Annotated in this window: 10 protein-coding genes; all 10 read left to right on the forward strand. The window is 71.7% G+C overall.

Annotation, left to right across the window (positions count from 1 at the left end; translation table 11 throughout):
• The first annotated feature begins 101 nt into the window (after positions 1–101).
• Positions 102–3,356: a ThuA domain-containing protein gene (locus O7543_RS29000; protein ID WP_281550951.1), complete on the forward strand. Its 3,255-nt coding sequence runs from the start codon at positions 102–104 to the stop codon at positions 3,354–3,356.
• 358 nt (positions 3,357–3,714) lie between these two features.
• Positions 3,715–4,887 (forward strand): inositol-3-phosphate synthase, encoded by a 1,173-nt coding sequence (locus tag O7543_RS29005; RefSeq protein ID WP_281550950.1) that lies wholly within the window; start codon positions 3,715–3,717, stop codon positions 4,885–4,887.
• A complete protein-coding gene (locus O7543_RS29010; RefSeq protein ID WP_281550949.1) occupies positions 4,884–5,852 on the forward strand; it encodes an SCO3242 family prenyltransferase in 969 nt (322 codons plus the stop codon). Before O7543_RS29005 ends, O7543_RS29010 begins: the two co-directional genes overlap by 4 nt.
• Positions 5,849–6,820, forward strand: a complete 972-nt coding sequence (locus tag O7543_RS29015; protein ID WP_281550948.1) for a sugar phosphate isomerase/epimerase family protein — start codon at positions 5,849–5,851, stop codon at positions 6,818–6,820. The genes O7543_RS29010 and O7543_RS29015 overlap by 4 nt, the downstream gene beginning before the upstream one ends.
• Entirely contained in the window at positions 6,817–7,488 is a 672-nt protein-coding gene (locus O7543_RS29020; RefSeq protein ID WP_281550947.1) for an EboA domain-containing protein, read from the forward strand. Before O7543_RS29015 ends, O7543_RS29020 begins: the two co-directional genes overlap by 4 nt.
• On the forward strand, positions 7,489–8,340 hold the full coding sequence (locus tag O7543_RS29025; RefSeq protein WP_281550946.1) for a TatD family hydrolase: 852 nt from the start codon (positions 7,489–7,491) through the stop codon (positions 8,338–8,340).
• Complete coding sequence (gene eboE, locus O7543_RS29030) at positions 8,340–9,506, forward strand: metabolite traffic protein EboE (RefSeq protein ID WP_281550945.1); 1,167 nt, start codon at positions 8,340–8,342, stop codon at positions 9,504–9,506. Before O7543_RS29025 ends, eboE begins: the two co-directional genes overlap by 1 nt.
• Positions 9,503–10,924, forward strand: a complete 1,422-nt coding sequence (locus O7543_RS29035; RefSeq protein ID WP_281550944.1) for a nucleotide pyrophosphatase/phosphodiesterase family protein — start codon at positions 9,503–9,505, stop codon at positions 10,922–10,924. The genes eboE and O7543_RS29035 overlap by 4 nt, the downstream gene beginning before the upstream one ends.
• Complete coding sequence (locus O7543_RS29040) at positions 10,921–12,060, forward strand: polyprenyl synthetase family protein (RefSeq protein ID WP_281550943.1); 1,140 nt, start codon at positions 10,921–10,923, stop codon at positions 12,058–12,060. Before O7543_RS29035 ends, O7543_RS29040 begins: the two co-directional genes overlap by 4 nt.
• A 24-nt stretch (positions 12,061–12,084) precedes the next feature.
• On the forward strand, positions 12,085–13,338 hold the full coding sequence (locus O7543_RS29045; protein ID WP_281550942.1) for a glycosyltransferase family 4 protein: 1,254 nt from the start codon (positions 12,085–12,087) through the stop codon (positions 13,336–13,338).
• Positions 13,339–13,529 lie beyond the last annotated feature (191 nt).

Genomic DNA, 13,529 nt, shown 5'->3' on the forward strand with positions numbered 1-13,529 from the left:
CACCGCGCCAGGGGTGAGGCACCAACCGTCACTGTCCGTCCACAACGGAATCAGTGCCCACGGTGAGGCATGAGCCTCCCGAACCCCCGGAGGAACGACTGATGAGTAGATCCGCCCGGCGATGGCTTGCCGTCGCCGCGGGTGCGGCACTCGCCGCACCCATGATCACCACCGCGCCAGCGGTAGCCCACGACGGCCACGAGCACCACGACGACTACCAGGTGCTGGTCTACACCCACAGCGAGGAGGCGGCCCAGCCGTCGACCGCCAAGGGTGTCAACGCCATCCGTACCCTCGGCAAGAACAACGGCTTCACTATCGACGTGTCCCGCAACGGGACCAGCTTCACCAGTGAGAACCTCGCCAACTACGCGGCAGTGGTGTTCATCAACAACACCGGTGACGTGCTCGACGACGCGCAGCAGGAAGCGTTCGAGGACTACATCAAGGCCGGTGGCGGGTACCTCGGCGTGCACCTCGCGGTGGACGCCGAGCCGGACTGGGCCTTCTACCGTGGCCTGGTAGGCACCACCTCGACCGGCACCACCGCCAACGGTGCCGGTGTCATCGACGTCGCTGACCGCTACCACCCGTCCACGGCGAAGATGCCCCGCGAAGTGATCGTCGAGGACGAGTACCTCAACTACACCGGCAACGTCCGGGGTGTGCAGCACGTGCTGGCCAGCGTCGACCCGACGTCGCTGGACGGCAGCAGCATGGGTGCCGACCACCCGATCTCCTGGTGCCAGGACTACCAGGGCGGCCGGTCCTGGTACACCGGTCTCGGCGCGTCGGCGGACACCTTCACCATCGGGGCGGTCCGCAAGCACCTGCTCGGTGGCATCGAATGGGCTGCGGGCATCGCCGAGGGCGACTGTGGCGCGACCGTCGAGTCGAACTACGAGCGGGTCGTGCTCAACGACCAGCCCGGTGAGCCGATGACACTCGCGGTGCTGCCCGACGGGCGGGTGCTGCACAACACCCGCGCCGGGGAGATCCGCCTGTACGACCCGGCGACCGGGGCCAGCCCGGTCATCAACAACCTCGACGTCTACCAGCACGACGAGGACGGCCTGCAGTCGGTGACCCTGGACCCCAACTTCGCGGAGAACAAGTGGGTCTACCTCTACTACGCGCCACCGCTGGACACTCCGGTGGACGACCCGGCCACCCCGGGGGTCAACGAGGGCGACGCACCGGCCAACAGTGACGACCCGAGCGTCTGGGAGCCGTTCAAGGGCTACAACCTGCTCTCCCGGGTCAAGTTCGTCGAAGAGCCGACCCCGCACCTGGACATGTCGACCGAGCAGGAAATCATCAAGGTTGACGTCGACCGCGGGGCGTGCTGCCACGTGGCCGGCGAGGTCAAGTTCGACGGTCGGGGCCTGCTCTACCTCGTCACCGGCGACGACACCAACGCCAGTGGCTCGGACGGCTACACCCCGATCAACCGGTCGGCCACTCGGGGTCCGGCCTATGATGCCGCGCGCTCCTCGGCCAACACCAACGATCTGCGGGGCAAGGTGCTGCGGATCCGCGTCAAGGACGACGGTAGCTACAGCATCCCGGCCGGCAACCTGTTCCGGGAGTCGCAGGACGTCGATGACAAGACCCGTCCGGAGATCTTCCTGATGGGCCTGCGCAACCCCTTCCGGTTCGACGTCGACGACCGTGGCTTCGTTTACATCGGTGACTACTCGCCGGACTCGCGCAACCCGGACCCGCAGCGGGGCCCGGAGGGCACCGGCCGGTGGTTCGCGACCAAGACCGCAGGTAACTACGGCTGGCCGTACTGCTACTCGCCGACCCTGCCGTACGTCGACTACGACTTCGAGACGGAGACCTCAGGCGAGCCGTTCAACTGCGCCGCACCGATCAACGACTCGCCGCGCAACACCGGTCTGAGTCTGCTGCCACCGGTGGAGCAGCCGCAGTTCTGGTACACCTTCAACGCCACCACCACCTGCCGGGACGCCTACCTGGTCGACCCGGCCGGCACCTGCGACTTCCAGTGGCCGGTGATCGGCACCGGTGGCGTCGGTCCGATGGGCGGCCCGATCTACAAGTACGACGATTCGCTGGAGTCGGAGTACAAGCTGCCGGCGTACTACCACGACACGGTGTTCTTCGGCGAGTTCAGCCGGGACCGGATGTTCAACATGCGGACCAACGGCAGCGGCAAGTTCTTCGGTGTCGAGGCGTTCCTACCCGGCTTCACCTTCGACAACCCGATGGACATGGAGATCGGCCCGGACGGCACCCTGTACGTGCTGGACTACGGTGACGGCTTCTTCCGGGCCAACCCGGATGCCTCGCTGTACCAGATCCGGTACGTCAAGGGCACCCGCGGTCCGGTCGCCGAGCTCGACGTCAGCCCGACGTCCGGGCAGGCGCCGCTGAACGTGCAGTTCTCCAGTGAGGGTTCGTTCAGCCCCGAGGTCGGCGAGACGATCAGCATCGCCTGGGACTTCGACGGAGACGGCACCACCGACTCCACCGAGGCCAACCCGTCGTTCACCTACACCAGCAACGGCGTCTACTACGCCCAGCTGACGGTGACCGACTCCACGGGTAAGCAGGCGACGCTCAGCCGTACCATCACGGTCGGTAACACCGCTCCGACGGTCGAGGTCACCCTCCCGGTGTCCGGTTCCTTCTTCAACTGGGGCGACACGGTGCCGTACGCGGTGACCGTCACCGACCCCGAGGACGGCACCATCGACTGTGACCGGGTGGAGGTCACCTTCGTCCTCGGCCACGACGAGCACGGTCACCCGCAGACCAGCACCACCGGCTGCACCGGTACCCTGCCGACCCCGGCCGACGGTGCCGACCACGCTGGTAGCTACCTGTTCGGCGGCATCAGCGCCCGCTACACCGACCTGGGCGGCGGCGGCCAGCCGGCGCTGACCACAGTCGGCCAGGCCACTATCCAGGTCTACCAGCAGCAGGCCGAGTACGCCCAGATCAAGCAGGGCGTCGAAACCTCCAACACCACCGACACCGGCGGCGGCCTGCACGTGTCCAGCATCGACGGCGACGACTACATCGCCTTCGATCCGATCAACCTCGACGGGATCGAGTCGCTGACCCTGCGGCACAGCCGAGGCTCCTCGTCGACCGTGGGTGACCCTCGGGCGATCGTCGAGGTGCGGGTCGACGCGCCGGACGGACCGTTGGTGGCCAGCACCACGCTGAACGCCACCTCCGGATCGCGTGACTGGACCAGTCACGACGTCGCGATCGACCACCCGGCCGGGACACACCAGCTCTACCTGGTGTTCCGGACGGTGGACGGTGGTCCCGACAGCAACCTGGTCTACCTCAACTGGGTGCAGTTCAACCCGGCGAGCTGACCCGGTCCCCGGGCTGGTGGCCGGTCGGCCACCAGCCCGGGGATGACGACCGGTGACCGCCGGGGCGGGCGTACCGCCCGCCCCGGCGGGGACCGACCAGCAGGACCGCGGCCGGGGTAACCCGGCCGGGGACAACCGAATCGGGGGAGGCAGGGCCGAACGCCGAACGTCCCTGCCTGCCACAGCCCCGTCCGTCCGGTCGACCGGGCCCAACGACGGCGTCGTTGACGCCGACCTCGGCGCCGTCGACGGTGGTGCCACCCTGGCGCGCCCGGACGGACGGGGCCTTGCCAGCCCGGCAAGGCAGACAACCGGCAGCAGTACGAGTACCGCCAGGGGCGGGCGTTTGGAGGCAGGAATGCGTACCGGAGTCTGGTTGATCGGGGCCCGTGGCTCGGTCGCGGTCACCAGCATCGTCGGCGCGCTGGCGGTGCGCGCCGGCCTGGCCGACACCACCGGCTGCGTCACCGAACTGCCGGCGCTGCGTGGCCCGGCCCTGCCCGGCTTCGCCGATCTCGTCTTCGGTGGCCACGACATCGCCGCGACGCCGCTGGTGAAGAAGGCCGACGCGTTGGCCAGCGCCGGCGTGGTCCCGGGGCTGCTGGTCGCCGCGTTGCACACCGAGCTGACCGGCCTGGAACCGCAGCTGCGTCCGCTCCCGACCGGGACCACCCAGGCCGAGACCGCAGCGGCGATCGCGACGGACCTGGTCGCCTTCCGCCGCCGGCACGACCTCGACCAGGTGGTGGTGGTCAACGTCTCGACCACCGAACCGGCGCCGCAGCCGCACCCGGCGCACCACGACCTCGCCGCCCTCGCAGCCGCGCTCACCGAGGCGCCCAGCGGCGCGCCGGTGCTGCCGCCGAGCGCGTTGGTGGCGTACGCCGCGCTCGGCGCCGGCTGCGGTTACGTCGACTTCACCCCGTCGGTGGGGGCCCGGTTGCCGGCCCTCGACGAGCTCGCCCGACAGCGGGGGGCACCGTACGCCGGGCACGACGGCAAGACCGGCGAGACCCTGGTGAAAGCGGTGCTGGCCCCCATGTTCGCGCTGCGTAACCTGCAGGTGCGCAGCTGGTCCGGCAGCAACCTGCTGGGTGGCGGCGACGGGGCCAACCTGGCCGAGCCGGCAGCCAACGCGGCCAAAGCGGCCAGCAAACAGCGGGTGCTCGGCGAGATTCTCGGCTACCAGCCGCAGGGGCACACCCGGATCGAGTACGTCGACGACATCGGCGACTTCAAGACCGCCTGGGATCTGATCACCTTCTCCGGATTCCTCGGCACCGGGATGCGGATGGAGTTCACCTGGCACGGGTGCGACTCGGCACTGGCCGCCCCGTTGGTGCTGGACCTGGCCCGGCTGACCGCTGCCGCCGCCCGCGCCGGACGCGTCGGACCCCTGCCGGAGCTGGCGTTCTTCTTCAAGGACCCGATCGGGTCGGGTCCGCACACCCTCGGCGACCAGTGGCGAACCCTTGTCGACTTCGCCGCGGACCTGCACGGGTGGACCGGCGAGCCGGGCGGGGTCGCATGACGCCGCCCCGGTGGTCGGACCTGGCCGAGCTGGTCCGGGCACCGGCAGCGCTGTCCGTACCGGGTGACGTGGTGGCCGGGGCGGCGGCCGCCGGTGGGCTCGGCCCGCGGACCGTCGGGCTGGCCGGCGCATCGGTCTGCCTGTACTGGGCCGGGATGGCGGCCAACGACTGGGCCGACCGGGAGCTCGACGCGGTCGAGCGGCCGCAGCGGCCCATCCCGTCCGGCCGGGTCACCCCCGGTGCCGCGCTCGCCGTCGCCGCCGGGCTCACCACCGCCGGTCTGGCGCTCACCGCCGTCACCGGCGGCCGTCGAGCGCTCGCCGTCGGCGTGCCGCTGACCGCCGCCGTATGGGCGTACGACCTGTGGGCCAAGAACACCCCGGCCGGCCCGGCGGTGATGGCCGCCTGCCGAGGGCTCGACGTCCTGCTCGGCTCGGCCGGCACCGGCCGGACCCGGGCCGCGCTGCCCGCCGCGCTGGCCGTCGCCGCACACACCTACACCGTGACCGAGCTGTCCCGCAGTGAGGTCAGCGGTGCCGATCCCCGGCTGCCGGCGGCCACTCTGGCCGGGACCGCCGCCATCGCGCTGGCAAGCGCCGCGTCGGCGACCGGCCGGGCCGTGTCGGTCCGAGCGCCGGCGGCCGGCCGGGCTTCGGCGGCCCGCGCGTCGGTGGCCGGCCGGGCCACCTCCGCCCGCTGGTGGCGGGCCGGGGTCACCGCCGGACTCGCCGGCTGGTACGCCGCCCGATACGGCGCCGCGCAGGCCGCGGTCGCCCGCGACCCCCGGCCCGAGCAGGTACGTGCGGCGGTCGGCGCCGGCATCGTCGGTCTGCCCGCCCTGCAGGGCGCGCTCACGGCCCGGGCCGCGGCCACCGGAACCGGCCTGGCCACCGCCGTCGGACTTGCCGTCTCCGTCGCCGCGCCACTCGGCCGGCGGCTGGCCCGCAGGGTATCCCCGACATGAGCACCGACCAGGCTGGGGAGCCCTCACCGGCGACCAGCGGGCCCGGTCCGGACGCGGTAGCCGGACTGCGGTTCGGGTACGGCACCAACGGCTTCGCCAACCATCGGCTGGGCGACGCGCTGGCGCTGCTCGCCGACCTCGGCTACCAGGGTGTCGCGCTCACTCTCGACCACGACCACCTCGACCCGTACGCCGCCGGTCTGCCCCGCAGGGTGGCCCGGGTCGCCGAGCAGTTGCGGGAACTCGACCTCGCGGTCGTGGTCGAGACCGGCGCGCGGTACCTGCTCGACCCGTGGCACAAACACGCCCCGACCTTGCTGCACGACACCGCGTCCCGCCGGATCGACTTCCTGCGCCGGGCGGTCGCGATCGGCGCCGACCTGGGTGCGGAGGCGGTCTCCTTCTGGTCCGGGGTGCGCCCGGCCGCCGTCGACGACGCCACCGCCTGGGACCGGCTGGTCGCCGGCTGCGCGACGGTCGTCGAGGCAGCCGACGCCGCCGATGTCACCCTCGGCTTCGAACCCGAGCCCGGGATGCTGGTGGCCGACATCGCCGACTGGCGGCGGCTGCGCGACGCCCTGGGCCGTCCGGCCCGGTTCGGCATAACCCTCGACATCGGACACTGCCGGTGTCTGGAGCCGGTGCCGGTGCCGCAGTGTGTCACTGACGTGGCCGCACACCTGGTCAACGTTCAGATCGACGACATGCGCCGGGGCGTGCACGAGCACCTCGAGTTCGGCACCGGGGAGATCGACTTCCCGCCGGTGCTGGCCGCCCTCGACGCCGCCGGTTACCGGGGTCTGGTCGCCGTCGAGCTGCCCCGGCATTCGCATGCCGCCCCGGCGGTCGCCGCCCGGTCCATCGAGTTCCTCCGGTCAGCCGAACTCCACGCTCACTCGGGATCGGCCCGTACGGCGTCAGCCGGCACAGGATCGGCCCGTACCGCCGCTGAAGGAGGCCAGCCGTGAACCGACCCGCCCAGCCCGACGACGACCCTGCCGACGTCGCCGGCCGACTCGCCGACGCGCTGTCCGGCGTACCCGATCCGGACTGGCTCGCGCAGGCGCGGAACCGGATCGTCACCGACCGGGCCAGCCTGCCGATGCTGTTCGCCAGCGCAGGCCGCCGCTGCGGCCGGGCCGAGCTGGCTGCCGTACCGGGATGGTCGGCCGACGAGGCCGCCCGGGTACTGCTCCTCGTCGACCTGGCCACCGTCACGACTGAAGCGGAGCTGGCCGCCGCGGTCGCCGACTGCTACCACCACGGTGACGCCGCCGAGCGTCGGGCGGTGCTCAAGGCGCTGCCGCTGCTGCCGGTCGGTGACCGGGCGGTGCCGCTGCTCGACGACGCGATCCGGACCAACGACACCCGGCTGCTGGCCGCCGCGCTCGGCCGCTACGCCCGCCACCTCGACCAGCAGGCGTGGCGTCAGGCGGTGCTCAAGTGCGTCTTCACCGGCGTGTCGCTGGCCGCGGTGCACGACCTCGACGCCCGCGCCGACGCCGAGTTGCTGATCATGCTCGCCGGACTGCACGACGAGCGGGTCGCCGCCGGCCGGAACCTGCCGGACGACGCGCTCGCCCTGCTGCGGCGGCTGCGCGCCGTGGCAGACACCACCACCCGACAGGAGGGGTGAATGCGCATCTTCGACCCGCACATCCACATGACCTCACGGACCACCGACGACTACCGGGCGATGGCCGACGCCGGGGTCCGGGCCCTGGTCGAACCGGCGTTCTGGCTCGGCCAGCCGCGCACCAACGTCGGCTCGTTCGTCGACTACTTCGACTCACTGCTCGGCTGGGAGCCGTTCCGGGCCAGCCAGTTCGGCATCCGGCACCACGCCACGATCGCGCTGAACCCGAAGGAGGCCAACGACCCCCGCTGCGCCGGCGTGCTCGACGTACTGCCCCGCTACCTGGTCAAGGACGGGGTGGTGGCGGTCGGCGAGATCGGCTACGACTCGATGACCCCGGCCGAGGACGAGGCGTTCGCCGCCCAGCTGGCGCTGGCCCGCGCGCACGAGCTGCCGGCCCTGGTGCACACCCCGCACCGGGACAAGGCCCGGGGCACCGAACGGACCCTGGCGGTGGTCGCCGAGTCCGGCATCGACGCCGGCCGGGTGGTGGTCGACCACCTCAACGAGGTGACGGTCGGGGTGGTCAAGGAGTCCGGCTGCTGGATGGGCTTCTCCATCTACCCGGAAACCAAGATGTCGCCGCCGCGGATGGTGGAGATCCTCAAGCAGTACGGCCCGGAGCAAATCCTGGTCAACTCGGCCGCCGACTGGGGCCGGTCGGATCCGTTGCTGACCCGGACCACCGGCGAGGCGATGCTGGCCGCCGGATTCAGCGCCGACGACGTAGACCGGGTGCTGTGGCGCAATCCGGTGGAGTTCTACGGCCAGTCCGGCCGGCTCGACCTGAGCGACGTCGCCGCCACCGCACCGACCTTCGAAGGCAGCTCGATCATGCGGGGCGGTGGCTGATGCGCCTGCACGACCGGCGGCGGCGCACCGTCCACCTCAGCTACTGCACCAACGTGCACCCGGCCGAGGACCTCGACGGAGTGCTCAGCCAGCTCGGCACGTACGCGGTGCCGGTCCGGGACCGGCTCGCCGCCGACCCGCTCGGCCTGGGTCTGTGGTTGGCCGCACCGGCTGCCGCTGCGCTGGACGCCGACCCGGCCGCCCGGCGCCGGCTACGGGCCGCACTCACCGAGCGCGGCTTGGAAGTGGTCACCCTCAACGGTTTCCCGTACGAGGCGTTTCAGGCGCCGGTGGTCAAGCACGCCGTGTACCACCCGGACTGGGCCGATCCGCGCCGGTTGGACTACACCCTGGCACTGGCCCGGATCCTGGCCGACCTGCTGCCCGACGACGTCGAGCGCGGCTCGATCTCCACGTTGCCGCTGGCCTGGCGGGAGCCGTGGGACACCGAGCGGGCCGATGCCTGCGCCCGGATGCTGGACCGGCTGGCCGCCGGCCTGGCCGACGTCGAACGGGACACCGGCCGTACCGTCCGGGTCGGCTTCGAACCTGAACCGGGCTGCGTCGTGGAGACCACCGCTCAGGCCGCCGAACAGCTGGCCCGGGTGGACACCGAACGGCTCGGCGTCTGCGTCGACCTGGCCCATCTCGCCTGTGCCTGGGAGGAGCCGGTCGCCGCGGTCGGTCGGCTGCGGTCCGCCGGGCTACCGGTGGTCAAGGTCCAGGTGTCGGCCGCGTTGGAGGTCTCCGATCCGGTCCGGGACCGGTCCGCGATCGCCGGGTACGTCGAACCACGGTTCCTGCACCAGACCCGGTCGGGTGTTGCCGGGGCGGCCGACGATCTCGATGCCGCACTCGACGCCGGGCTGCCCGGCCCGTGGCGGGTGCACTACCACGTGCCGCTGCACGCCGCGCCGGTCGCGCCACTGGCCGCAACGATGCCGCAGCTGCGAGCCGGTCTGGCCGCGGTCGTCGACGGCACCGACTGCGACCACTTCGACGTGGAGACCTACACCTGGGGGGTGCTGCCGGAAGGGCAACGTCCTACCGGGCCCGACCAGCTCGCCGCCGGAATCGCCGCCGAGCTGGCCCAGGCCCGCGAGGAACTGGTCGGGCTCGGCCTGACCGCCTGCACCCGTACCGCCACCGGATCGGAGGCCGCATGAACCCGCTGCTCGTGCTCGACGTGGTCGGCCTGACCCCCCGGCTGCTGCGCCACATGCCCCGGCTGGCGGCGGTCGCCGACACCGGCTTCCAGGCCGAGCTCGGCACCGTGCTGCCGGCGGTCACCTGCTCGGTGCAGTCCACCTTCCTGACCGGCGAGCCGCCGTCCGGCCACGGTATCGTCGGCAACGGCTGGTACTTCCGCGACCTCGGCGAGGTGTTCCTCTGGCGGCAGCACAACGCCCTGGTCGGCGGGGAGAAACTGTGGCAGGCCGCGCGCCGGTTCCGCCCCGACTACACGGTGGCGAACATCTGCTGGTGGTACGCCATGGGTGCGGACGTCAACTGGACCGTCACCCCCCGGCCGATCTACCACGCCGACGGGCGCAAGGATCCGGACTGCTACACCGATCCGCCGCAGCTGCACGACGAGCTGACCGGCCGGCTCGGCACGTTTCCGCTGTTCAACTACTGGGGGGCGGGTGCCGGGCTGGTGTCGTCGGAGTGGATCGCGAAGGCGACCCGGCAGATCATGGCCGACCACTCGCCGGACCTGACCCTGGCGTACCTGCCGCATCTCGACTACGACCTGCAGCGCTATGGCGGCGGCGGGCCGCACGCGCAGCGGGCGGCCGCCGAACTCGACGCGGTGCTCGCCCCGCTGCTGGACGCGGCGGCGGCACGCGGCGCGACCGTGGTGGCGCTGTCCGAGTACGGCATCACCGATGTGTCACAGCCGGTGCACGTCAACCGGCTGCTGCGCGCCGAAGGGCTGCTGCGGGTCTACTCCCAGGCCGGGATGGAGTACCTGGATCCGTGGACGTCGCGGGCGTTCGCCGTCGCCGACCACCAGATCGCCCACGTGTACGTCCGGGATCCGGCCGATGTCGCGTCGGTGGCCAAGCTCTGTGCCGGCCTGCCGGGCGTGGCGCAGGTCCTCGACGCCGACGGGAAGGCTGCTGCCGGCCTGGACCATCCGCGCTCCGGTGAGCTGGTGCTGGTGGCCGAGCCGCAGGCCTGGTTCACCTACTACTACTGGCGCGACGACACAGCAGCGCCGGACTTCGCCCGGTTGGTGGAGATTCACCGCAAGCCCGGCTACGACCCGGCGGAGCTGCTGTTCGACCCGGCCAACCCGGGTGCAGCCAAGGCGCGGGCGGCGATCGCCCTGGCCCGCAAGAAGATCGGGCTGCGGTACACGATGAACGTGGTCGGGCTGGACGCCGGCGCGCGGGCGGTCCGTGGCTCACACGGCCGGCTGCCGGACGACCCCGCCGACGGCCCGGTACTGCTCTGCTCGGACCCGGCGCCGGCCCGGGACCGGTTCGCCGCCACCGAGGTCAAGTCGCTGCTGCTGGAGTTGGCCGGGCTCGACGCCGGTGCACCGGCACCGTCGCCGTCGCCCGAGGTGTCCCGGTGACCGTGGCGCCGGCCCGCCCCGGCGACGGTTCGGGTCGGGACGCCCCGGCCGGTGCCGGTTCGGGTCCGGACGCCCCGGCCGGTGCCGGTTCGGTGGGTTGGTCGCTGCGGGAGCGGTGCGACGTCGAACTGACGGCGTTCCTTGACCGGCAGGATCCGCACTGGCCGGACGGGGCACCGCGCGGGGTGTACGACACACTGCGTCGGTTCGTCCTGGTCGGCGGCAAGCGGCTGCGCCCGGTCTTCTGCTACTGGGGGTGGCGCGGCGCCGGGGGAGCGGACTGCCAGGAGATCGTCGCGGCCGCCGCCGCGCTGGAGATCTTCCACGCGTTCGCGCTGATTCACGACGACATCATGGACGGTAGCGACCGCCGCCGGGGTGAGCCGTCGGTGCACCGGATCTTCGCCGACCTGCACACTCGCTCGTCCTGGCGGGGCGACTCCGGCCGGTATGGTCACAACGCCGCGCTGCTCTGCGGGGACCTCTGCGCCGCCTGGGCGGACCAGATGTTCCACGAGTGCGGGCTCGACGCCGAGCAGATCCGGCGCGGCTACGCGGTCTTCGCCGGAATGCGGACCGAGGTGATCGCCGGGCAGTACCTGGATCTGGTGTCCGGCGTCGGCGATGGTTCGGTGGCCAGTGCGCTGACGGTAATCAGGATGAAAGCCGCCAGATACACAGTTACCCGACCATTGCAGATCGGTGCCGCCCTTGCCGGGGCCGAGCCGGAACTGCTGGACGCGTACGCTGCCTTCGGTGATCCACTGGGTGACGCGTTTCAGCTCCGCGACGACGTACTCGGGGTGTTCGGCGACCCGGCGGTCACCGGCAAGTCGGTGCTCGATGATCTGCGAGAGGGCAAGTCGACGGTGATGATGGCGCAGGCCCGCAACCTGGCGGACCGCAGCCAGGCAGCCCGGTTGCGAGAGCTGTTCGGCAATCCGGAGCTGGACCCGACCGGGGCCGACGAGCTGCGCAGCATCATCGTCGACACGGGAGCTCTCGAGGCGATCGAGCAGATGATCCGGATTCGTACCCAGGAAGCGGTGACCATTCTCGTCGATGCGTCGTTGACCCCCGAGACGCGCACGGAATTGACCGCCCTGGCTGAATCGGTGGCCGAGCGGCAGAGCTGACCCGCAGGACCCCAAGGAGGCATCGTGGCCGTACCCCATCAGGTGACCGGCGGTTCGTTTCCGGTCGACCAGCATGGTGTCGAACCGGGACCGGAGCACCGGCGGCTGCGGATAGCCATGATCGGACAAAAGGGGATGCCCGCGACGTACGGCGGGATCGAGCGCCACGTCGAGGAGCTGGCCAGCCGGCTCGCCGGTCGGGGCCATGACGTCACCGTCTACTGCCGGCCCAGCTACGGATCGGTGCCGATGGACCGGTACCGCGGCGTACGGCTGCGCCAGGTACGGACCGTGGCCAGCAAGCACCTCGACGCCATCGTGCACTCCACCACCTCGACCCTGGCCGCCATGCGTGACCGGCCGGACATCGTGCACTACCACGGTCTCGGTCCGGGGCTGGTCGCGCCGCTGCCCCGCTACCTGGCCCGTAGCAAGGTGGTGCTCACCGTACACGGCCTCGACCAGCAACGGGCCAAGTGGAGCAGGCTCGCCCAGACGGTGCTCGGCACCGCCCACTGGCTCAGCGGGTACGTGCCCGACGCCCGGGTCGCCGTATCCCGCGGCCTGGCCGACCACTACCAGACCAGGTTCGGCAGTACGGCCAGCTACATCCCCAACGGGGTCGGTATCCCACGCCAGGTCCCGGCCCGACAGATCGGCCCCCGCTTCGGCCTCACCCCCGGCCGGTACCTGCTGATGGTCGGCCGTCTCGTCCCGGAGAAGTCGGCGGACCTGCTGGTCCGCGCCTTCCGTCAGGTGGACACCGACCTGCGGTTGGCCATCGTCGGCGGATCGTCGTTCAGCGACGACTTCGTCGCCCGGGTGCGCGCCGAGGCCGTCGACGACCCCCGGGTCGTCTTCACCGGGTTCGCGTACGGCGATCTGCTGGCCGAGCTCTACTCGCACGCCGCCGGATTCGTCCAGCCGTCCCGGCTGGAAGGGCTGCCGCTGACCCTGCTGGAAGCGGCCTCCTACGGCCTGCCGGTGGTGGCCAGCGACATCACCCCGCACGTCGAGGTGCTCGCCGCCGACGGCCCCGGGCAACGGATCTTCCGCGACGGCGATGTCGACGATCTGATCCGGGCGCTGCGCCAGGTCGCCGCCGATCCGGACGCGGAGCGCACCGGAGCGAAAGCCCTGCGTGACCGGGTCTGTGCCGAGTACACCTGGGACGCGGCCACCGCCGAGCTGGAAGCGCTGTACCTGGAGCTGCTCGCCCCCCGTGGACCGCAGCTGATCCGGCCCCGCCGCCGGACCCGTACGGAACCGGACGGCTGATGGCCGGCCCCGGCGTGTCGGCCCATACTGGCTCGTCGAGGATCCAGCTAGATTAGGCCGGCCCACCGGCGAACAACGGTGGGCCGGGGCCGGCCCACCGGGGCGGCAGATTGACCTCCGTCCGCCTCGGCAGGGGCGGACGGTGGTCCGGGTGTGCGGCTGCGGCGCAGCTCGACGCTACAGCGGGCGCA

It is taken from the genome of Solwaraspora sp. WMMA2080, assembly GCF_027497395.1.
Classification (GTDB): Bacteria; Actinomycetota; Actinomycetes; order Mycobacteriales; family Micromonosporaceae; genus Micromonospora_E.